21 protein-coding genes are annotated in these 19,531 nt (G+C 71.3%); 13 read left to right on the forward strand and 8 right to left on the reverse strand.

The window, feature by feature from the left end; translation table 11 throughout:
• Position 1: 1 nt before the first annotated feature.
• Genes pstA through pstS form a run of 3 tightly spaced genes read right to left on the reverse strand, consistent with a single transcriptional unit; the run spans position 2 to position 2,977 of the window.
• A complete protein-coding gene (pstA, locus tag ACZ6QO_RS18310) occupies positions 2 to 889 on the reverse strand; it encodes a phosphate ABC transporter permease PstA (RefSeq protein ID WP_465852058.1) in 888 nt (295 codons plus the stop codon).
• Entirely contained in the window at positions 886 to 1,866 is a 981-nt protein-coding gene (pstC, locus tag ACZ6QO_RS18315; protein WP_465852059.1) for a phosphate ABC transporter permease subunit PstC, read from the reverse strand. The genes pstA and pstC overlap by 4 nt, the downstream gene beginning before the upstream one ends.
• Before the next feature lie 4 nt (positions 1,867 to 1,870).
• Entirely contained in the window at positions 1,871 to 2,977 is a 1,107-nt protein-coding gene (gene pstS, locus ACZ6QO_RS18320; protein WP_465852061.1) for a phosphate ABC transporter substrate-binding protein PstS, read from the reverse strand.
• A gap of 244 nt (positions 2,978 to 3,221) precedes the next feature.
• On the opposite strand from pstS, the gene ACZ6QO_RS18325 reads away from it, so the two are divergent.
• Positions 3,222 to 3,704: a low molecular weight protein-tyrosine-phosphatase gene (locus ACZ6QO_RS18325; RefSeq protein ID WP_465852063.1), complete on the forward strand. Its 483-nt coding sequence runs from the start codon at positions 3,222 to 3,224 to the stop codon at positions 3,702 to 3,704.
• 176 nt (positions 3,705 to 3,880) lie between these two features.
• Here ACZ6QO_RS18325 and hisN read toward each other — a convergent pair whose 3' ends face one another.
• From hisN to aroA, 3 genes are all read right to left on the reverse strand, one after another.
• Positions 3,881 to 4,666: a histidinol-phosphatase gene (gene hisN / locus ACZ6QO_RS18330; RefSeq protein ID WP_465852064.1), complete on the reverse strand. Its 786-nt coding sequence runs from the start codon at positions 4,664 to 4,666 to the stop codon at positions 3,881 to 3,883.
• Between the two features lie 114 nt (positions 4,667 to 4,780).
• Complete coding sequence (gene rsgA, locus ACZ6QO_RS18335) at positions 4,781 to 5,818, reverse strand: ribosome small subunit-dependent GTPase A (RefSeq protein WP_465852421.1); 1,038 nt, start codon at positions 5,816 to 5,818, stop codon at positions 4,781 to 4,783.
• Positions 5,815 to 7,092 (reverse strand): 3-phosphoshikimate 1-carboxyvinyltransferase, encoded by a 1,278-nt coding sequence (gene aroA, locus ACZ6QO_RS18340; protein WP_465852065.1) that lies wholly within the window; start codon positions 7,090 to 7,092, stop codon positions 5,815 to 5,817. Before aroA ends, rsgA begins: the two co-directional genes overlap by 4 nt.
• Positions 7,093 to 7,249: 157 nt before the next feature.
• Here aroA and ACZ6QO_RS18345 point away from each other — a divergent pair, with 157 nt between their 5' ends.
• Both ACZ6QO_RS18345 and ACZ6QO_RS18350 read left to right on the forward strand, forming a co-directional pair.
• Entirely contained in the window at positions 7,250 to 8,080 is an 831-nt protein-coding gene (locus ACZ6QO_RS18345) for an SOS response-associated peptidase (protein ID WP_465852423.1), read from the forward strand.
• Positions 8,081 to 8,325: 245 nt separating this feature from the next.
• Entirely contained in the window at positions 8,326 to 8,658 is a 333-nt protein-coding gene (locus ACZ6QO_RS18350; RefSeq protein ID WP_465852067.1) for a TraR/DksA family transcriptional regulator, read from the forward strand.
• Between the two features lie 21 nt (positions 8,659 to 8,679).
• On the opposite strand, the gene ACZ6QO_RS18355 is transcribed toward ACZ6QO_RS18350, so the two are convergent.
• Complete coding sequence (locus ACZ6QO_RS18355; protein ID WP_465852069.1) at positions 8,680 to 9,426, reverse strand: class I SAM-dependent methyltransferase; 747 nt, start codon at positions 9,424 to 9,426, stop codon at positions 8,680 to 8,682.
• A gap of 235 nt (positions 9,427 to 9,661) precedes the next feature.
• Here ACZ6QO_RS18355 and ACZ6QO_RS18360 point away from each other — a divergent pair, with 235 nt between their 5' ends.
• The 8 genes from ACZ6QO_RS18360 to ACZ6QO_RS18395 all read left to right on the forward strand — a co-directional run bounded on the left by ACZ6QO_RS18360 (position 9,662) and on the right by ACZ6QO_RS18395 (position 16,811).
• A complete protein-coding gene (locus tag ACZ6QO_RS18360; protein ID WP_465852425.1) occupies positions 9,662 to 10,267 on the forward strand; it encodes a sigma-70 family RNA polymerase sigma factor in 606 nt (201 codons plus the stop codon).
• 85 nt (positions 10,268 to 10,352) lie between these two features.
• A complete protein-coding gene (gene rsrA / locus ACZ6QO_RS18365; protein ID WP_465852070.1) occupies positions 10,353 to 10,622 on the forward strand; it encodes a mycothiol system anti-sigma-R factor in 270 nt (89 codons plus the stop codon).
• 136 nt (positions 10,623 to 10,758) lie between these two features.
• A complete protein-coding gene (locus ACZ6QO_RS18370; protein ID WP_465852072.1) occupies positions 10,759 to 11,691 on the forward strand; it encodes an NAD-dependent epimerase/dehydratase family protein in 933 nt (310 codons plus the stop codon).
• Positions 11,692 to 11,796: 105 nt separating this feature from the next.
• The gene (locus tag ACZ6QO_RS18375; RefSeq protein ID WP_465852074.1) at positions 11,797 to 11,931 is read left to right on the forward strand and encodes a hypothetical protein; all 135 of its coding nucleotides are present in this window, start codon (positions 11,797 to 11,799) and stop codon (positions 11,929 to 11,931) included.
• 32 nt (positions 11,932 to 11,963) lie between these two features.
• Positions 11,964 to 13,319, forward strand: a complete 1,356-nt coding sequence (locus tag ACZ6QO_RS18380) for an HD-GYP domain-containing protein (RefSeq protein ID WP_465852076.1) — start codon at positions 11,964 to 11,966, stop codon at positions 13,317 to 13,319.
• Positions 13,316 to 14,596, forward strand: a complete 1,281-nt coding sequence (locus ACZ6QO_RS18385; RefSeq protein ID WP_465852077.1) for an HD-GYP domain-containing protein — start codon at positions 13,316 to 13,318, stop codon at positions 14,594 to 14,596. Before ACZ6QO_RS18380 ends, ACZ6QO_RS18385 begins: the two co-directional genes overlap by 4 nt.
• A 551-nt stretch (positions 14,597 to 15,147) precedes the next feature.
• On the forward strand, positions 15,148 to 16,497 hold the full coding sequence (locus ACZ6QO_RS18390; RefSeq protein WP_465852079.1) for an acetyl-CoA carboxylase biotin carboxylase subunit: 1,350 nt from the start codon (positions 15,148 to 15,150) through the stop codon (positions 16,495 to 16,497).
• Positions 16,498 to 16,598: 101 nt separating this feature from the next.
• A complete protein-coding gene (locus tag ACZ6QO_RS18395) occupies positions 16,599 to 16,811 on the forward strand; it encodes a biotin/lipoyl-binding carrier protein (RefSeq protein ID WP_465852081.1) in 213 nt (70 codons plus the stop codon).
• A 76-nt stretch (positions 16,812 to 16,887) separates the two neighbouring features.
• Here ACZ6QO_RS18395 and ACZ6QO_RS18400 read toward each other — a convergent pair whose 3' ends face one another.
• Positions 16,888 to 17,268 (reverse strand): thioesterase family protein, encoded by a 381-nt coding sequence (locus ACZ6QO_RS18400; protein ID WP_465852082.1) that lies wholly within the window; start codon positions 17,266 to 17,268, stop codon positions 16,888 to 16,890.
• Positions 17,269 to 17,422: 154 nt separating this feature from the next.
• Between ACZ6QO_RS18400 and bsaP the strand changes: the two genes are divergently transcribed.
• Together bsaP and ACZ6QO_RS18410 are read left to right on the forward strand one after the other, a co-directional pair.
• Entirely contained in the window at positions 17,423 to 17,623 is a 201-nt protein-coding gene (gene bsaP / locus ACZ6QO_RS18405) for a biotin synthase auxiliary protein BsaP (protein WP_465852427.1), read from the forward strand.
• A 130-nt stretch (positions 17,624 to 17,753) separates the two neighbouring features.
• Positions 17,754 to 19,508: a serine/threonine-protein kinase gene (locus ACZ6QO_RS18410; RefSeq protein WP_465852084.1), complete on the forward strand. Its 1,755-nt coding sequence runs from the start codon at positions 17,754 to 17,756 to the stop codon at positions 19,506 to 19,508.
• Positions 19,509 to 19,531 lie beyond the last annotated feature (23 nt).

The raw sequence follows: 19,531 nt of genomic DNA on the forward strand, positions 1-19,531 counted from the left end.
CTTATCGGCCCTTGGCGGGAGAGCGCCACCACGAGATGAGGCGTGCCACCAGGTTGAGCAGCATGACGAACAGGATGAGGGTGAAGGCTCCGGCCCACGCCCTGTCGATCGCGGTGTCGTTCGGGCGGCTCATCTGGTCGAAGATGTACAGCGGGAGGCCCATCTGCGGCCCGTGGAACGGGTCCGGGTTGATGGAGTCGGTGACGAACACCGTCAGCAGCAGCGGCGCCGTCTCGCCCGCGACGCGGGCGATGGCGAGCATGACGCCGGTGACGATGCCGGTGAACGCGGTCGGGAGCACGATGCGCACGATCGTCTTCCACTTGGGGACGCCCAGCGCGTACGACGCCTCGCGCAGCTCGTTCGGGACGAGGCGCAGCATCTCCTCGCTGGAACGGACCACGGTCGGCATCATCAGGATGGACAGCGCGAGCGCCCCGGCGAAGCCGGAGTAGCCGAGTCCGAGGATCAGCACCCAGAACGCCAATACGAACAGACCGGCCACCACGGAGGGGATGCCGGTCATCACGTCGACGAAGAAGCTGATGGAGCGGGCGAGGCGACGGCCCCTGCCGTACTCCACCAGGTAGACCGAGGTCAGCAGGCCGATCGGCACAGAGATCAGGGTGGCGACCCCGACCTGCTCCAGTGTGCCGACAATGGCGTGGTAGGCGCCGCCGCCCGCGTCGCGCGGGCCGATGTTGCGCATCGAGTGGGTCAGGAACTCGACGTCGAACCGGGCGAGCCCGTTCTTGGTCACCAGCCAGAGCACCGACACCAGCGGGACGACCGCGACGGCGAAGGCCAGCCAGACGAGCCCCTGCACTACGCGGTTCCTCACCCGCCGGCCGGTGGAGACCGGGGTGATGACACTGGGCGACATGGTCATGCGGCGGCCCTCGAATACTCCTTGCGGCGGGCGATGATCAGCCGTGCGGCCACGTTGACCACCAGGGTGATCACGAACAGGACGAGACCCGAGGCGATCAGCGCGCCCTGCCCGATCGGGGTCGCCTCGCCGAATCCGTTGGCGATGTTCGCGGCGATGCTGTTGCCGCTGTTGGACAGCACCCTGAACGTGATGTCGAAGGTGGCGGGGAAGATCAGCGCGACCGCGATGGTCTCGCCCATCGCCCGTCCGAGGCCGAGCATCGCCGCGCTGATGACGCCGGGACGCCCGAACGGCAGCACCGACATCCTGATCATCTCCCACCGGGTGGCGCCCAGGGCCAGCGCGGCCTCTTCGAGCATCGTCGGGGCCTGGAGGAACACCTCGCGCGAGATGGCCGCGACGATCGGGAGGATCATGATCGCCAGCACGAGCGAGGCGGTCATGATCGACTTGCCGTAGACGCCGTCTCCCCCGAACAGCGGGATCCAGGCGAGGTAGGTGTTCAGGAAGATGTAGGGGCCCTTGACGAGCGGGACGAGGAACAGCACGCCCCACAGGCCGTAGATGACGCTGGGGACGGCCGCCAGCAGGTCGATGACGTAGCCGAGCACCCCGGCGAGGCGTCGCGGCGCGTAGTGCGAGATGAACAGCGCCACGCCGATCGCGACGGGCACCGCCATGACCAGCGCGAGGAACGAGCTGATCATGGTGCCGAACGCCAGCGCCGCGATGCCGAAGGCCGGCCGGGTCGCGTTCGGCGTCCAGTTCCTCTCGGTGAGGAAGTTCGCGGTGTTGGCCTGGAGGGCCGGAGCGGCCTTCACGATCAGGAAGATCGCGATCGCCGCCATGATGGCGAGCAACAGAACGCCGGCGCCGGTCGTCGCGAACCGGAAGGGGCCTTCGCCGCGACTGCGCCGGAAGGCGGACCGGCCAGTGGCCGGCCCGCCCTCGCGTGTACGAAGTGGCGTGGCCATCGAGTTAGGAGATCGCCTCGACGGCCGTGCGGACCTTGCTCACCAGGCCGGCCGGCAGCGGCGCGTAGCCGAGGCTCGTCAGGGCCTGCTGGCCCTCGTCGCTCGCGGTGTAGGTGAGGAAGGACTTGACGAGCTTGACGTCGTCGGCCGACAGGCCCTTCTCACAGGTGATCTCGTAGGTCACCAGGACGATCGGGTAGGCGCCCGCGGCCTTGGTGGCGTAGTCGATCGACAGCTTCAGGTCGTTGCCGGTGCCCTTGATCTCGGCGGCCTCGACCGTCTTGGCCGCGCTCTCGGGGGTGAGCTCCACGAACTCGCCGGAGCCGTTGGCCACCTTCGCCTTGGTCAGGCCGGAGTTCTCGGCGAAGGACAGCTCGACGTAGCTGATCGTGCCCTCGGTGCCCTTGACGGTCTGGGAGATGCCGTCCGACCCCTTGGCGCCGGTGCCCTTGGCCTCAGCGGGCCACGCCTTGCCGGGCTCGTACGGCCATTCGGCGGTGGCCTTCAGGAACTTGGTGAAGTTGTCGCTGGTGCCGGACTCGTCCGAGCGGTGGACGGCCTGGATCGGGGTCGACGGCAGCTTGGCGTCAGGGTTGTCCTTCTTGATCGCCGCGTCGTCCCACTTGGTGATCTGGCTGCTGAAGATGCCGCTGATGGTCGCCGGGGACAGCTGAAGGTTGTCCACACCCGGCACGTTGTAGACGACCGCGACCGGGCCGGTGACCATGGGCAGGTTGATCGCCTTGCCGGTCTTGCAGCGCGCGTCGGCCTGCGCCGGCTCGCCCTTCTCGTCGTTCAGCGCCGAGTCGGAGCCGGCGAACGCGACGGTGCCCTGGATGAATGCCTGCACACCCGCGCCGGAACCGCTGGGCTGGTAGTTGATGCTCACGCCGGGGTTCGCCGACTGGAACGACTTCTTCCACTCGGCGATCGCGTTGGCCTGCGCCGAGGAGCCGGCCGCGTTGATGGTGCCGCTGACGCCACTGCCGCCGGCGCTGCTCGCGGGAGCCGCTGCGGCGTCGGTGGCACCGCCGTTGTCATCGGTGCCGCACGCAGCGAGCGAAAGCACGCCGGCGATGGCGGCTACGGCGAGCCGGCCTGCATACTTCACGGTTGTTGTCCTTCCACGTTGTTCTCTCAACGGGTAGGACGGTAGAGAGCCAAGATGACCTGATTCCCGGTACAAGGTGAACGACGAATGAACGAGTCGGGTCACTATCGTGGTGCGCGCCCCATGACGCTCTACCTGCGCATGGTGTCCGGGGCGTGATGCTCTACCCCGACATGGTGTCCGGGCGTGGCGGTCCACCTCTGCTGGGCGCGACCACGGGCGTTCATGGCACATCATGGCGTTCATGACACGTGTATGCCTGGTGTGCATGGGGAACATCTGCCGGTCGCCGATGGCCGAGGTCGTGCTCCGGCGGGTGCTCGAAGACCACGGCCTGGCCGGCGAGGTGACCGTCGACAGCGCGGGCACCGGCGGCTGGCACGCGGGCATGCCCATGGACGAGCGCGCGCTCTCGACGCTGTCCTCCCGCGGGTACGACGGCGCCCGCCACCGGGCGCGCAGGTTCGAGCCCGAGTGGTTCGCCGAACGCGACCTGGTGCTGGCCATGGACGCCGACAACCTCAGGGCGCTGCGCAGGCTGGCGCCGCCGGGGGCCGACGTGCGGCTGTTCCGCTCCTTCGACCCCGCCGCGCCCGAGGGGGCCGAGGTGCCCGATCCGTACTACGGCGGCGCCGACGGCTTCCGCGAGGTGCTCGCCATGGTCGAGGCCGCCTCCGAAGGCATCGTGAAGCACCTGCGGGAGCGCCTCGCGACGCCAGATCACTGATACGCGACTGTTCCCTCACCGACAGTGACGCCCGCGGGGATGTGCCGTAGCGTCGTGGGCAGGACAGCCGAGGAGGGTGGGCGATGCTCCCAGGATGCGGTAACTGCGATTGCTACCTCGAAGACCGGGTCATCTCACGGCCCCCGGAAGAGCGCTGACGGCCGCCGCCCGGCCGGTCAGTCGCCCAGTCGTTTGAGCACCTCGGCGTGCAGGACGGGGTTGGCGCACACCATGCTGCCGCCGTCGACGTCCTGCGCGCCCGACAGGTCGGTCCACACGCCGCCGGCCTCTTCGACGATCACCGTGAGCGCCGCCATGTCCCACGCCGACAGTTCGGGCTCGGCCGAGATGTCGACCGCGCCCTCGGCGACCATCATGTGCGACCAGAAGTCGCCGTAGGCCCGGGTGCGCCACACCGTCCTCGCCAGCGTGAGGAACTCCTCAAGGCGCCCGCGCTCCTCCCAGCCGCCGAAGCTGGAGTAGGAGAACGAGGCGTCCTGCAGGCGGCTCACCGACGAGACCTGACAGCGGGACGCCTTGGTCAGGCTGCGGCCGGTCCACGCGCCGCCCTCGCGCGCCGCCCACCAGCGGCGGCCGAGCGCCGGGGCCGACACCACGCCGACCACGACGCGACCGTGCTCCATGAGGGCGATCAACGTCGCCCACACCGGCACACCGCGCACGTAGTTCTTCGTGCCGTCGATCGGGTCGATGATCCAGCAGCGGGAGCCGTACCCGCTCGTCCTGCCCATCTCTTCGCCGACGACCGCGTCGCGCGGCCGGGCGCGCCGCAGCGTGCCGCGGATGGCCTCCTCCACGGCGCGGTCGGCGTCGCTCACCGGAGTCAGGTCGGGTTTGGTGTCGACCCGCAGGTCGACGGCCCGGAACCGGCGCATGGTCAGGTCGTCGGCGCTGTCGGCCATCATGTGCGCCAGGCGCAGGTCGTCGCTATAACCCGTCACAGGGACAAACGCTATCGTGCCGCCGCGTGATTCAGCAGTCCCCGACGGCTCCGAAGCGTCGCATGCCGGTCATGCTGGGTCACTCCGCCCCGCCCGGCGCGTCGCCGGGTCTCCTCAGTCGTCGTCGGGGGCGCCGTCGCGGCTGGCGAGCAGCCGGCGCAGGGACGCGAGGCTCATCGGGTCGGCGTGGCCCTCGGCCACCCAGCCGTCGAGCGAGCACTCCTCACCCCGGTGGGTGCAGCCCTTGGGACAGTGGACGGCGCCCTCGGCGAGGGCGGGGAACGCCGCGAGCACGTTGTCGATCACCACGTGGCCGAGGCCGAAGCTGCGCACCCCGGGAGTGTCGATGATCCACCCGCCGCCGGGCAGTTCGAGGGCGACCGCCGAGCTGGAGGTGTGGCGCCCGCGCCCGGTGACCGCGTTGACGTGCGAGACGGCCCGTCCGGCGTCCGGCACCAGGGCGTTGACCAGGGTCGACTTGCCGACCCCCGAATGGCCGACCAGGACGCTCAGCCGGTGGTCCAGCCTTTCCCGCACGGGGTCGAGGTCGCCGCCCTTGCTCACCACCAGATAGGGGACGCCGAGCGGCTCGTAACGGGAGACGAGCTCGTCGGGGGCCGCCAGGTCGGCCTTGGTGAGGCAGAGCAGCGGGTCGATGTCGGCGTCGAACGCGGCCACCAGCAGGCGGTCGATCATGCGGGGACGCGGCGGCGGGTCGGCCAGCGCCGTGACGATCACGAGCTGGTCGGCGTTGGCGACGACGGGACGCTCGACCTCGTCGGTGTCGTCGGCGCTGCGCCGCAGCATCGACGTGCGCGGCTCGACCCGGACGATGCGCGCCAGCGTGTCGGGACGGCCGGAGGTGTCGCCGACCAGGCTGACCAGGTCGCCCACCACGATGCCCTTGCGGCCGAGCTCGCGGGCCCGCATCGCCGTCACCGGGCGCGGCGCCTCGCCGCGCCGCCGGCGGTCGCCGTCGACGCCCGTCTCGGTGATGCCGCCGCCGACCAGGCAGGTGTAGCGGCCCCGGTCGACGGCGACGACGAACGCTGGGACGGCGTCTTCGTGCGCGGGACGGCGCCTGGTGCGCGGCCGGGAACCCTTGCCCGGCCTGACCCGTACGTCGTCCTCGTCGTACTCCCGTTTTCTCAGCGGGCTTCCTCCAGCATCAGTGCCCACATGCGGGCGAACTCGGGGAGCGTCTTGGCGGTGGTCGCGATGTCCTCCACCTCGACCCCGGCCACCGCCAGGCCGATGACCGCGCCGGCGGTCGCCATGCGGTGGTCGGCGTAGGAGTGGAACACGCCGCCGTGCAGCGGCCGCGGCCTGATCACCAGGCCGTCGGCGGTCTCGGTGACGTCGCCGCCGAGCCGGTTGATCTCGGTGGCGAGCGCGGCCAGCCGGTCGGTCTCGTGGCCCCTCAGGTGCGCGACGCCGCGCAGGGTGCTGGGCGAGCCGGCCAGCGCGGCCAGGGCGGCGATCGTCGGGGTCAGCTCGCCGACGTCGTGCAGGTCGGCGTCGATGCCGTCGATGCGGCCCCCGCCGGTGACCCGCAGCCCGCCCGGGACGCGGGCGACGGTCGCCCCCATGCGGGCCAGCAGCGTGCGCAGCGCGTCGCCGCCCTGCGTGGTCTCGGCCGGCCAGCCGGGGATGGTGACCGTGCCGCCGGTGACGAGCGCGGCGGCCAGGAACGGCGCGGCGTTGGACAGGTCGGGTTCGACGGTGAGGTCGCGGGCGGCGATCGGGCCCGGCTCGACCCGCCAGACGTCGGGCTCGCCGTCGTCCACGTTCACGCCGGCGGCGCGCAACATCTGCACGGTCATCTCGATGTGCGGCATGGACGGCACCGGGGGCCCGCTGTGGCGTACGGTGACGCCCTTGTCGTAGCGGGGGGCGGCCAGCAGCAGCCCGGAGACGAGCTGCGAGGAGGCCGAGGCGTCCAGGGTCACCTCGCCGCCGGAGATCGGGCCCCTGATCGTGAACGGCAGCGCGTCGCCGGAGACCTCGGCGCCGAGGGTGCGCAGCGCGGCGAGGATCGGGCCCATCGGCCGCGTGCGGGCGTGCGGATCGCCGTCGAAGGCCACCTCGCCGTCGGCCAGCGCCGCCATCGGCGGGACGAACCGCATGACGGTGCCCGCCAGGCCCACGTCGATCGACGCGCCGCCGCGCACCGGGCCGGGGACGACGTGCCAGTCGGCGCCGGACACGGTCTCGTTCGAGGAGGTCAGCCCGGCTCCCAGCGAGCGCAGCGCCGCGACCATCAGGTCGGCGTCGCGGCTGCGCAGCGCCAGCCGGACCGTACTCGGGCCGTCGGCGAGCGCGGCGAGCAACAGGGCACGGTTGGTGACCGACTTGGACCCGGGCAGCGGGACGGTCGCCTCGACCGGACCGGCCGCCTCGGGCGCGCGCCACAGGGGAGCTGACATAGCACCGAGCCTACCGGGACCCTCCCGTGGAGGCTGTCCTACAGGCGGTGTCATGAGCGGTGTCATCGGCGGCGTCACAGGCGGTGTCACCGGTGCGCCGAGCGGTGTCCTGCCGCGAGGGGGCGCGCGCGGCGCGCCGGTGCGGCAGTCTATGGGCATGTGCGGGAGATACGCGTCGGCGCGCAAGCGCCAGGAGCTGCTCGAGGAGTTCGACATCGGGCCGGACGAGACGGGGACGTCCGACGAGCTGAAGCCCGACTACAACGTCGCCCCCACCAAGAAGGTCTACGCCGTGGTGGCCAAGCCGGCCGGCAAGGACGGCGACGACGGCAAGAAGGGCGAGAAGGGCGAGAAGGGCGAGGACGGCACAAAGGGCGATGACGGCGGGGACGCCGGCGCCGGTGATCGGCCGCGGGGGCCGGTCCGGCGGCTGGAAGTGGTCAAGTGGGGGCTGGTGCCGAGCTGGGCCAAGGACCCCTCCATCGGCTCCCGCATGATCAACGCGCGGGTCGAGACGCTCACCGAGAAGCCGTCCTTCCGCAGGGCCTTCGCCAAACGGCGCTGCCTGCTGCCGGCCGACGGCTACTACGAGTGGTACCGGGCCGACAAGAAGACCAAGCAGCCCTACTTCATCCACCCCGAGGACGGCGGGGTGATGGCCATGGCGGGGTTGTACGAGTTCTGGAAGGACCCGGGCCGCGCGGACGACGACCCGCTGAAGTGGCTCACCACCTGCACGGTGATCACCACGACGGCCGAGGACCACCTCGGGCACATCCACGACCGCATGCCGGTGATCGTCAAGCGCGACATGTGGGCCGACTGGCTCGACCCCGGGCGCACCGACCCGGCCGAGGTGCTGGCCATGCTGAAGGAGGCCCCGCCCAGCGGGCTCGCCGCCTACCCCGTCTCCAGCGAGGTCAACAACGTCAGGAACAACGGGCCGCACCTGATGGACCCCGAGAGCCCCGAGACCGCGCTGTTCTGACCGGCCAGGTCGTGGCGGCGCCGTCGCGGTCCGCGCGGTCGCGTGACGGCGGCGTTCCAGGCGTGACACCCGGAAAAGGCCGGGCCGCGCCGGTGTAAGAACCCGGCCGAATGGGCATCCGGTGAGGAAAGCGATGACGTGCTGGCACAGAGTCACCGCCCGAAGGCGTGCTCGACGGCCAGGAGGGATGTCCGGGGGATCCCGTCCGAGGCTTCACCCGTTTCCCTTCCCGGAGGTGCGGATTCGTGGACGACGCGACCGCTCGCGCCCAACTGGAGAACATGCTGGCCGAACTCGACCGGTCGATCAGGGTCCTGCGCGGTGATCCCGTGACCGTGGGGGACAGATCGGCGGCCGACGCCGGCTCCACCCTCACCGAGGCCGATCGCGCCCAGGCCATGATCGAGGTGGCCACGCGCCAGCGGACCGCCGTGGTGCACGCGCTCGAACGGCTGGAGGCCGGGGTCTACGGGCGATGCGTCGACTGCGGCGCCCCCGTGCCGGAGGGCCGGCTGGCCGCGCGCCCGGAGGCCGCCCGCTGCGTCCACTGCCAGTCGCGGCGCGAACGCCGCCGCTGACCCGCCCGCCTCCGTGCCGGCTCACTCGGGTCTGCGGGCGCTGGCCACCAGGTGGATGCCCACCGTGTCGTCGTCGTCGGGGTGCGCGTCCAGCTCCGTGCGGACGAGCCAGTTCAGCGCCCGGGTGTCGGCGGCGAGCACGTGGTCGACGGTGGAGGGCGACAGCACCGTTCGCGGCCGTATCCACTCCACCTCAAGCCCGGCGTCGCCCAGCAGCTCGCGCAGCTGGGCGCTGCTGAAGCAGCGGGTGATGCTCCCGTCCGGCCACGGCACCAGCATCACCTCGCCGGTGCCCGTCTGGCACAGGTGGGCCCAGTAGTTCTGCTCCGCCATGATCGCCATGCCGAGTACGAGCGAGTCGACGCAGGCCAGCACCCGCCCGCCCGGCTTGAGCACTCGCACGATGTCCTCGATGGAGGACTCGGCCATCAGTTCCAGCGACAGCGCCCGCTCCTCGGCGATCACCGCGTCGATCGAGGCGTCCGGCAGGAAGGACAGGTCGTCGGCGCGCACCCGCCGGATGAGGTTGGAGGCGTCGCGCAGCCCGGCCGCGGTGGGACGCCGGAAGTCGACGACCTCGATGACGTGGTGCCCGGCGCCGGCCGCCTGCGCGGGCCAGCGCCCGCGTCCGCCGGACAGATCGAGCACCAGACCGGGCCGGCCGGGCAGCCACCGCTTCAGCTGCTCGGCGACGACGGCATGGTAGAAGGTCCAGTACGGCCCGAGTGCGCCTGAGCCGTTCAGTTCGTTGGCTGGGATGGGCAGCACAATGGCTCCTGGACGGTCGGGGCTCCGGGGAATCGCTACCAGCCGGTACGTATCTTTTTCCCCGTACCGGGTCGTTCGTCACCTTCTACTTACCGGGAACAGATGCTATGCCTCGCGTGTTGCAGACGCGTGTAAACACGCGAGGAGGTTCCGTCCCATGCTGATGGCCGAGGTCGGCGATCGGGCGATCGTACGCAAGCCGGTATTCTCGGCGGTGTACGGCGCGTATAAGGGGGTGGGTCCGGTCTCCAAGACAGCCGAGGAGACTCTGGAGCAACGAAGTGAGCGGTTCGAGCGGGACGCGATGCCGTACCTCGACCAGCTCTACTCCGCGGCGCTCCGGATGACCAGGAATCCCGCCGACGCGGAGGACCTGCTTCAGGACACCTTCGCCAAGGCCTTCGGGTCCTTCCACCAGTTCCAGGAAGGCACCAACCTCAAGGCCTGGCTCTACCGCATCCTGACCAACACCTTCATCAACACCTACCGCAAGAAGCAGCGGGAGCCCAAGCAGGCCGGCACCGAGGAGATCGAAGACTGGCAGCTCGCGCGCGCGGAGTCGCACACGTCGGCCGGTCTGAAGTCCGCCGAGGTCGAGGCGCTGGAGCATCTGCCTGACAGCGATGTCAAGGACGCGCTCGCCGCCCTTCCGGAGGACTTCCGGATGGCGGTCTATCTGGCCGATGTCGAAGGTTTCCCCTACAAGGAGATCGCCGACATCATGGGCACTCCCATCGGGACCGTGATGTCCCGGCTGCACCGCGGGCGGCGCCAGCTGCGGACGCAACTCGAGGATTACGCGCGTGAACGCGGGCTTGTGCGATCGGAGGACCCGTCGTGATGCAGTGGGGTGACAAGGGCCGATCCCCTGGAACGGGCGGCCGGGCGGACGCGGACGGCGCCGGCGCCCTGGCGGGGTGTTGGTCATGAGCTGCGGCGATCCGCACGACACCGACTGCAAGGAAGTGCTGGACAAGGTGTACACCTTCCTTGATGGCGAGCTGGACGACATCCGGCGCTCTGACATCCGGCAGCATCTGGACGAGTGCGGCCCCTGCCTTGAGGAGTACGGCCTCGAGCAGGTCGTCAAGCAACTCGTCGCCAAGCACTGCGGGTGCGACCCGGTGCCCGAGGACCTCCGTTCCAAGGTCCTGGCGCGCATCAAGGCCCTCAGCACCGAGCTGTCCGCCGACTGACGCGCCGGGCTCGCGCGACCGGTCGCCGAGGCCGGGCCGTCCGCCGGTCGGCGCGCCGGGCCGTCCGCCCGCCGGGCGGCGGTGACACGGGGTTCGCCGCCGAGGGCGTCGCGGGCTGATCGCCTAAGATACCGGGATGCGCCTTCTCGTAACCGGCGGTGCCGGCTTCATCGGCTCGACGCTCGTCGACCGCCTGCTCGCGGACGGCCACGAGGTGGCGGTCGTGGACGATCTGTCCTCCGGCGACCTGTCGAACCTCGATGACGCGGCGGGCCGCTCCTCGTTCCGGTTCCACGAGCTCGACGTGCGCGACCTCGCGCTCCGCGGGCTGATGGCCGAGTGGCGGCCCGAGGTGGTCTGCCACCTGGCCGCCCAGATCAGCGTCCGCGCCAGTGTCGCCGATCCGGTGCACGACGCCCGGCTCAACGTCGAGGGCACCGTCAACGTGCTGGAGTCCGCGCGCGAGGCGGGGGCGAGGAAGGTCCTGTACGCCTCCTCGGTCGCGGTGTACGGCCGCCCGGCCGTGATCCCCGTCCCGGGCGACGCCGCGACCGACCCCCGCTCGCCGTACGCGGCCTCCAAGCTGAGCGGCGAAATCTACCTGTCGATGTTCAGGGCGCTGCACGGCCTGTCGTACACGACCCTCGTGCTGTCGAACGTCTACGGCCCGCGCCAGTCGCCCACCGGCGAGGCGGGCGTGGTGTCGATCTTCACCGACGCGCTGCTGCGCGGCACGCCGACCGTCGTCTACGGCGACGGCTCCCAGACGCGCGACTACATCTTCGTCGACGACGTCGTGGACGGCTTCGTGCGCGCGTGCGGCGACCGCGGCGACGGGCGCAGGTTCAACCTCGGGACGGGCGTGCGGACGACCGACCGCGAGCTGCACTCCCTGGTGGCCCGCGCCGCCGGAGCGCCCGACGAGCCGGGGTTCGAGCCCGCGCGGCTCGGCGACCTGCCCGCCATGGCGGTCGACCCTGCCCCGGCGATCGAAGGGCTGGGCTGGCACCCGCGTACCGACCTGGCGACCGGCCTGAAAGCCACCGTCGAATGGGCCAGATCGCGTTAGCTCCGGGTAGTTGTTTGATTACGCTTTGGATGCGATTCTTCGACTTCCCGTACGCGTCACCTCCGCTTCTGTAGCCTGAATCCGGATTCAATGGGGAGGCGGCACATGGTGAAGGCAATGGCCACACGCCTGGTGGCGGCCGTGAGCATCGGCGGCCTGGCATGGGCTCTGGGCGCACTGGCTCTGGTGGTTCTCACGGGGGGCGCCGTCGAAGTGCCCACGGGCATCTCCTGGACCTGAGCGCGTGCCCGTGACGGCCAGAGGCGGTCGCAATGCGTGAACTACCTTGGCCGGCGAAGGCGTATCTCGCCACGATCGTCGTGGCGGCGGCGGCGCTGATCGTCCGGGGTCTGGTCGACCCGGGCCGCCTGGGCGAGCGCGAATGGCCCACGTTGCTGGTCCTCGCGCTGTTGTTCCTGGTGTGCGAGTCGGTGCCGACGCTGCTCAACGTGGAGCAGGCGGCGATGTCCGTCAGCTTCTCCGCGGCGCTCGCGGCGGTGGTGCTGGTAGGGGATGTGGGCGCGGCCCTGGTCGGGGCGACGGCTGTACTGAGCGTCCGGCCAGGGCTCGCGCCGCACAAGCGGCTGTTCAACGGCGCGCAGTTCGCCCTGTGCGGCTACGCCGCCGGGTGGGTGTTCGACTCGCTGGGCGGGCAGCAGGACGTTCCCAGCGTCGAGCGGTTCAGCGACCTGCTGGTGCCCTTCATGGGCGCGGCGGCGGTGTTCGTGCCGCTCAACGCCGTGCTGTTCACCGTGATGCTGTCGCTGGCCGGGCAACTGCGCCTGCAAGAGGTGCCGCTGCGCTCGGTCGCCCAGTTCCTCGTGTCCTACCTCGGCTACGCCACGTTCGGGCTGCTGATCGCCGGTCTGTGGGCCACCGTGCAGTCGATATCGGCCGTGCTGGTGCTGCTGCCGCTGTTCATCGCCCGATGGGCCTTCGGGCAGTATCTGGCGCAGCAGCGGTCGTACGACGCGACGATCGCCGCGCTGTGCCAGGCCGTCGAGACCAAGGACTATTACACCCGCGGCCACTGCACGCGCGTGTCCAGCGCCTCCACGATGATCGCCCACGAGATCGGCATGGGCCCCGAGCGCATGCGGGCCATCGGATACGCCGGCATGCTGCACGACGTGGGCAAGCTCGGCGTGCCGACGAAGGTCCTGCAGAAGGACGGCCGGCTGACCGAGGAGGAGTACGCCGCCATCCAGCTCCACCCGATGCGCGGCCTCGAGATCGTCCGGGGCATCGACTTCCTCGACGAGGCGTTCGCCGGCATCATGCACCACCACGAGCGCCAGGACGGCAAGGGCTACCCCATGGGGCTGGCGGGCTCCGAGATCCCCGAGTTCGCCCGCATCATCGCCGTGGCCGACGCCTTCGATTCCATGACCTCCGACCGCGCCTACCGCAAGGCGAAGTCGCTGGAGGAGGCCCTCGCCGAGCTGCGCAAGGGGTCGGGCACGCAGTTCGACCCGGTCATGGTGACCGCGTTCATCAAGGCCGTCGACCGTCGCGGGTGGGACCCGCCGGGCAAGATGCCCGCCCCGGCCGCCGACCAGGAGGTCGAGACCGTCGCCAAGGACCACGACGACCCGACCACGCCGATCGAAGTGGTGTCCGAGCGGTGAGCGCCGCCACCCGTCCCATCAACGGGCTCGACTCCGGGCAGCTCCTGCTGATCTGCGCCGCCGGCATGGTCACCGTCGCCGGCATCGCGCACACCGCCGCCGTCGGGCTGGCCGACGCGCCCATCGCGATCGCCTTCGGCGCGCTGGTGGCCGCCGGCGAGCTGGCCAGGCTCACCATGCCGGGCAACCGCGAGGTCGCGCCCATCGGCGCCGCCGCCGCCCTCGGCTACACCCTGCTCCTGGACGTGGGCGGCGTGCCGACGCGGCACCCAGCGCTGCAGGTGGTGGCCGTCATGTCCGTCGGGATGACCCTGGGCGCGCTCCCGCACATCGCCGTCGGCAGGCCGCCCCGGCTGGACGCGATCGCGCGCCGTCTTCTGTCCGGCGCCCTGCTCGCCTTCGCCTACCGCCCGCTCGCCTCGACGCTGTACGACACGACCGGCCACGGCAACGGCCCGTGGTGGGTGGTGCTCGGCGTGATGGCCGTGCTCATCATCGCCATGCTGGCCGCCGACGTGGTCATCGCCGCCGTCCTGCGGGCCGAGCAGGTGCGCACCGCCCTGCGCGTGGCCATTCGCGACGAGCTGCGCATGGCCGCGCCGCTCGGCGCCGCCGTCGCCGCCTCCGGCACCCTGCTCGCCCTGGCCTCGCACAGCATGAACCTCGCCGCGCTCGTCGTGTTCGCCGCCCCGCTCCTGGTCACCCAGGTCGCCTTCCGCAAGTACGCGGGCATCCGCGCGACCTACCTGCAGACCGTGCGCGCGCTGGCCCGGGTGACCGAGGTCGGCGGGTACGTCGAACCCGGCCACTCCCGCCGGGTGAGCATGCTCTCCCTGGCGATCGGCCGCGAACTCGGCATGGCCGAGCCCGAGCTCCTCGAACTGGAGTACGCCGCGCTCATGCACGACATCGGCCAGCTCTCCCTGCGCGACCCGATCCCGGGCGGGGCCACGGTGCTGACCGACCCCGAGCAGGCGCGCAGCATCGCCGAGCTCGGCGCCGAGATCATCAAGAAGACCGGCGTGCTCGACCGGGTCGCCGACATCGTGCGCCGCCAGGGCGACCCGTTCGCCGGGCCAGAGCCGCCGCCGCTCGCCAGCCGCATCATCAAGGCGGCGAACGCCTACGACGACCTCGTCGGCGGCTCCACCGACCGCGACCGCGCCGCGGCCGCCCTCGAACGGCTCCGGCTCGACGGCGGCGGCGAGTACGACCCCGCCGTGGTCGAGTCAATGGCCCGAGTCGTCGACCGCCTGACCCCCACCAGCCGTCTTTAGTGCAGTGTAGGAAAGGTACGCGGGTCCCCGCCGTACGGCGGCGCCGACATCCGCCGTCCAACGTCCCACCGACCCGGCGCCGATGGGGAAACCCCATCGGACGGATGGAAGGAAGCACCCCGGCGGTAAGCGGTCCCGGCACTGATGGCCGGCCCGGGGCGTGTTCATTCTGCCTCGCTTCGCTCGGCGGGCCCGGGGCGCCTTTGAGGCGGTGTCCTTCGTCGTCGCTCACGAGCGCTCGTTCCTCGCACTCGCTCCCTCCTCCTCAGGACACCGCCGCGCCCCGGGCCGGTTGGGAGAGTCTCCAATGGGTGGGTTGGGGGGAGGGGGCGGTGGGGGGTGTCGTTGTGGGGGGTGTGGGGGTGTCGTCCCAGTTGGGGAGGGCTTTGCTGGTTTCTGGGCAACCTTCTGCGGGCGGTGAGACGGTCGTCCGCGCTCCCTGCCGGTTGTGGGGTTCCTACAGATGGGACACGGGGGATCGGTGCTCTGGAGCGAGAGGATCCGGCACGGCTCGGCCATAAGGTGGTGAGCCGTCGAAGGGAGCACGACCAGTGTTCGAGAGCATTCTGGTGGCCAATCGAGGCGAGATCGCGCGGCGCGTCATCCGAACCGTGCGGAGCATGGGCCTGCGGGCGATCGCGGTGCATTCGGAGGCCGACGCCGATCTGCCCTTCGTCCAGGAGGCCGACGAGGCGTTCCTGCTCGGGCCGGCGGCGCCGGCACAGAGCTATCTCGACATCGCCAGGGTCATCGAGGCGTGCAGGGCGACCGGAGCCCAGGCCGTCCACCCCGGCTACGGCTTCCTCGCCGAGAACGCCGACTTCGCTCGGGCCGTCATCGACGCCGGCATGACCTGGATCGGGCCCTCGCCCGAGGCGATCGAGCGCATGGGCGACAAGATCAACGCGCGTAACCTGATGGAGGCCGCCGGAGTGCCGGTGGCGGCGGGCACGCGTGAGCCGGTCGCCGACCTGCCGGGCGCGCTGGCGGCCGCGGCCGAGATCGGCTACCCCGTCATGGTGAAGGCGGCGGGCGGCGGTGGCGGCATCGGCATGGGCGTCGCCCACGACGACGACGCGCTGGCCAAGGCCTTCCAGACCGCCGTGCGGGCGGCCGAGCGCTTCAGCGGCGGCGGCGGCGGTGCGGGGCCGGCGATCCTGCTCGAGCGCTACATCGAGCGGGCGCGCCACGTCGAGGTGCAGATCCTCGGGCTGGCGGACGGCACGGTCGTGGCGCTGGGCGAGCGCGACTGCTCGGTGCAGCGGCGCCACCAGAAGGTCGTCGAGGAGTCCCCGTCCCCTGGCGTCACGCCGCAGTTGCGCGAGCGCATGCTGGCCGCCGCCGTGCGGGCCGGCGAGGCCGTCGGCTTCCGCGGCGCGGGCACCGTCGAGTGCCTGGTGGACACCGCCCGGCAGGATTTCGTGTTCCTGGAGATGAACACCCGGTTGCAGGTGGAGCACCCGGTGACCGAGCTGGTCACGGGCATCGACCTGGTCGAGCAGCAGATCCGCGTCGCGGCGGGCGAGCCGGTGGGCTTCACCTCGGTGACGCCGAGCGGGCACGCCATCGAGCTTCGCGTCTACGCCGAGGATCCCAAGCGGTTCTTCCCGGGGCCCGGCAAGATCGACGTATGGGAGGAGCCGGTCGGTCCTGGCATCCGCGTCGATTCGGGGTATGTCGCCGGAAACACCGTCACCCCGTTCTACGATCCTCTGATGGCGAAGCTGTGCGTCCACGGCGCCGACCGCGAGGAGGCTCTGGCCCGCGCCCGTGAGGCCGTGGCCGCCTTCCGGGTCGAAGGGCCGAAGAACAACCTGCCCTTCTGCGCGGAACTGCTGGACGACGCCGCGTTCTCCAGCGGTGACTACGACACCGGGCTCGTCGCTCGCATGCGCTCCTGACCCTGATGAGCCCTGTGGGGCGGTCTCTTGGACCGCTCACAGGAGTGCGACGATGAGCACAGGCTTCTGACGCAGTTGATCATTACTTGAGGGGAGTTCCGGTGGCGGAAGTACGTGCCGAGATGGTGGCGAACGTCTGGAAGATCGTGGTCGCCGAGGGAGACAGCGTCAACGAGGGCGACACGCTGGTCATCCTGGAGTCGATGAAGATGGAGATCCCCGTGATCGCCGAGGACTCCGGCGTCGTGAGCCGGCTCAAGGTGGCCGAGGGCGACGTCATCCAGGAGGGGGACCTCATCGCCGTCATCGAGTGACGTCCGCCGTCCGGGCGGAGACGCTCGCGGGGGCGGCCGCCGTCAGCGGCGCCGTCAGCGGCGCGCCGTCAGGCCGTCAGCGGGTCAGGCCGGCGAGGAAGCGCTCGCGGTCCACGATGACGCGCTCGATGGTGGCCACCGCCACCGTGCGCTCGCGGTCTCTGGCGGTGACGTCGAAGACCAGCCGCCTGCCGTCCGCCTGGACGAGCTCGGCCACGATCGACACGTGCGTGCCGACCGGGCTCGCCGCGCGGTGCTCCAGCGTGACCTTGGTGCCCACCGAGGTCTGCCCGGGCGCGAGCCGGTCTTCCAGGGCCCGCACGGTGGCCGCCTCGGCGACGGCGAGCAACCGCGGCGTGCCGAGCACCGGGACGTCGCCGCTGCCCATCTTGATCGCGGTGTCCGACCGCTCGACCATGATGAGGATCTCGGCGCGCAGCCCCGGCTCGATCGTCATGCGGCAAGCCTAGAGGGTGTCGTGTCCGTTCGGCCTCGCTCGGCCCGGCGGGCTCGGGGACGCCTGCCGGGCGAGGGAACGGGTGCTGTCCGTGGGCATCCTGTTCGCGCGGTCTCGCACCACCTTCGGCGGTTGGCGGCCTTGGCGGGGAACGATGGAATACGCTCTTGGCGTGAGCCCTTACTGCGACCATTGCGGACGTCTCGCTGGAGACGAGGACCACTCCGCATGCCATGCCGCACGGCTCATGGAGCCGCCTCGCTACTGTCCGGCGTGTCAACGCAGGCTGGTCGTGCAGGTGACGCCGCGGGGATGGTCCGCCCGCTGCGTCGAACACGGCGTTACGACTCGCTGACACCCCGGCGCGAGTCGTACGGCCACAGGGTTTTGTGATTCCAGCGTGACCTTGTCGCGACACAAATCCGCTTTGTTGGAGAACTCTGGGGTGACGTCGGGTTGGACGGATTGGGGTTAGCGGGGGAGAGATGGTTGCCCAAGGGACCACGCTGGCGGGACGTTACCGGTTGGACGTCCGTCTCGGTGCCGGCGGCATGGGCGAGGTGTGGCGCGGTGAGGACACCGTCCTTGCTCGCACCGTCGCCGTCAAAGTGCTTTTACCAGGCCGGATGGACGATCCCGGCTTCGCGGCGCGTTTCCAGGGGGAAGCGCGCGCCATGGCCACGATCAACCATCCAGGGGTCGTGGACGTCTACGACTACGGCGTCAGCGACGTCCCGGGGGACGGGCCCACCGCTTACCTGGTCATGCGGTTCGTCGACGGAGAGCCGCTCGACCGGCTGCTCACCCGGCTCACCCGCATCGGCCCGGAACCGGCCATGGAGCTCATCGCCCAGGCCGCCTCGGCGTTGCAGGCGGTGCACGACAGGGGCATCGTGCACCGCGACGTCAAGCCGGGCAACCTGCTGGTGCGCCCGGACGGCACGCTCGTGCTCACCGACTTCGGCATCGCACGCGCCGACATGGGCCACCGGCTGACCGACGCCGGCATGGTGCTCGGCACCGCCGCCTACTGCGCTCCCGAGCAGGCCGAGGGGCAGCCGGTGACCCCGGCGGTCGACCTGTACGCGCTCGGCGTGGTCGCCTACGAGTGCCTGGCGGGGTACCGCCCTTTCGACGGCGACACCCCCGTCACCATCGCGCTCAAGCACATCCGCGAGGACCCGCCGCCGCTGCCGCCCGACATTCCGCCCGCCGTGCGGCACCTCGTCGAGCGGGCGCTGGTCAAGGACCCCGCGCGCCGCTGGCACAGCGCCGCCGAGATGAGCGTGGCGGCGCGCAGGGCCATGCGCGAGGACACCGGAGCCTCGGCCGCGGTGGCCGGGGTCACCGGGCTGACCGGCATGATCGCCCCCCAGCGCACCGCGACGGTGGCCGGGCACCCGCACCAGATGGCCTCCCCGGAGACCGGGGCGCGCATGAACCAGCCCGGCTGGGGCGAGGCCGGGCACGGGGCGTCCACCGCGCCGCCTCCCGCCTACATCATGCCCGGCCCTGGGCACCCCGCCGGCGCGCATCCGGCCGGCATGGCGCACCCGACCGGCGCGCACGCGCCTCCGGCGACCACGGCGTCCGCCCCGCCGCCCCCGCGCGGCTCCCGCGGCCGCCGCGCGGCCGCCCCCAAGCGCGGCAAGGCGATCCTGATCGTCGGGGTGATCGCCGCCGGAGCCGTGCTCGGAGGCGGCGGGGCGATCGTGTTCAACCAGGTGGCCAACACCCCGGCCGGCGCCCAGGTGGACAACACGCCCACGGTCGACGCCACCGCCGGCGCCTCACCCGGTAAGAAGCCCCCGCGCCCTCGCGTCTCCCCATCGGCCACCCGTCCCACGGTGGCCGGGTCCGATCACTCCGAGCCGCCGCCCTCGGCGACTCCCAAGCCCTCGCCGTCGCCCAGCGCCTCCAAGTCCCGCACCCCTTCACCTTCCCCGACGGTCAGCAAGTCGCCGGCGGCCAAGAAGGTCGTGCCCGCGGTGATCAACTTGCTGCAGGCCAACGCCGTGACCAGGCTGCGGGCCGCCGGCTTCAAGGTCAAGGTGGACATCAGCGGGGAGCCGAGCTCAGAGGGGTGCAGCCGCGTGGTCGACCAGAACCCGACGCCCGGCACCTCCTGGGCCGTGGACCGCGTTGTGACGATCATCGTGGAGCAGGGCATCCCCTGCGGCGGCGACCCGAGCGAGACGCCCTCGCCGACCCCCAGCCCCACGGTCACCGCCACCTCCTGACCGGCCTTGCGACGTCCCGGCCG

The sequence above is a fragment of the Sphaerisporangium sp. NPDC049457 genome (genome assembly GCF_055586705.1).

Bases quoted from the DNA above. Each gene is read 5' to 3' on its own strand.
- aroA (WP_465852065.1), bottom strand. From the start codon at position 7,092: ATGTCAGCTCCCCTGTGGCGCGCGCCCGAGGCGGCCGGTCCGGTCGAG.
- pstC (WP_465852059.1), bottom strand. From the start codon at position 1,866: ATGGCCACGCCACTTCGTACACGCGAGGGCGGGCCGGCCACTGGCCGG.
- ACZ6QO_RS18380 (WP_465852076.1), top strand. From the start codon at position 11,964: ATGCGTGAACTACCTTGGCCGGCGAAGGCGTATCTCGCCACGATCGTC.
- ACZ6QO_RS18370 (WP_465852072.1), top strand. From the start codon at position 10,759: ATGCGCCTTCTCGTAACCGGCGGTGCCGGCTTCATCGGCTCGACGCTC.
- pstA (WP_465852058.1), bottom strand. From the start codon at position 889: ATGACCATGTCGCCCAGTGTCATCACCCCGGTCTCCACCGGCCGGCGG.
- rsrA (WP_465852070.1), top strand. From the start codon at position 10,353: ATGAGCTGCGGCGATCCGCACGACACCGACTGCAAGGAAGTGCTGGAC.
- ACZ6QO_RS18325 (WP_465852063.1), top strand. From the start codon at position 3,222: ATGACACGTGTATGCCTGGTGTGCATGGGGAACATCTGCCGGTCGCCG.
- ACZ6QO_RS18375 (WP_465852074.1), top strand. From the start codon at position 11,797: ATGGTGAAGGCAATGGCCACACGCCTGGTGGCGGCCGTGAGCATCGGC.
- ACZ6QO_RS18410 (WP_465852084.1), top strand. From the start codon at position 17,754: ATGGTTGCCCAAGGGACCACGCTGGCGGGACGTTACCGGTTGGACGTC.
- bsaP (WP_465852427.1), top strand. From the start codon at position 17,423: ATGGAATACGCTCTTGGCGTGAGCCCTTACTGCGACCATTGCGGACGT.
- ACZ6QO_RS18400 (WP_465852082.1), bottom strand. From the start codon at position 17,268: ATGACGATCGAGCCGGGGCTGCGCGCCGAGATCCTCATCATGGTCGAG.
- ACZ6QO_RS18345 (WP_465852423.1), top strand. From the start codon at position 7,250: ATGTGCGGGAGATACGCGTCGGCGCGCAAGCGCCAGGAGCTGCTCGAG.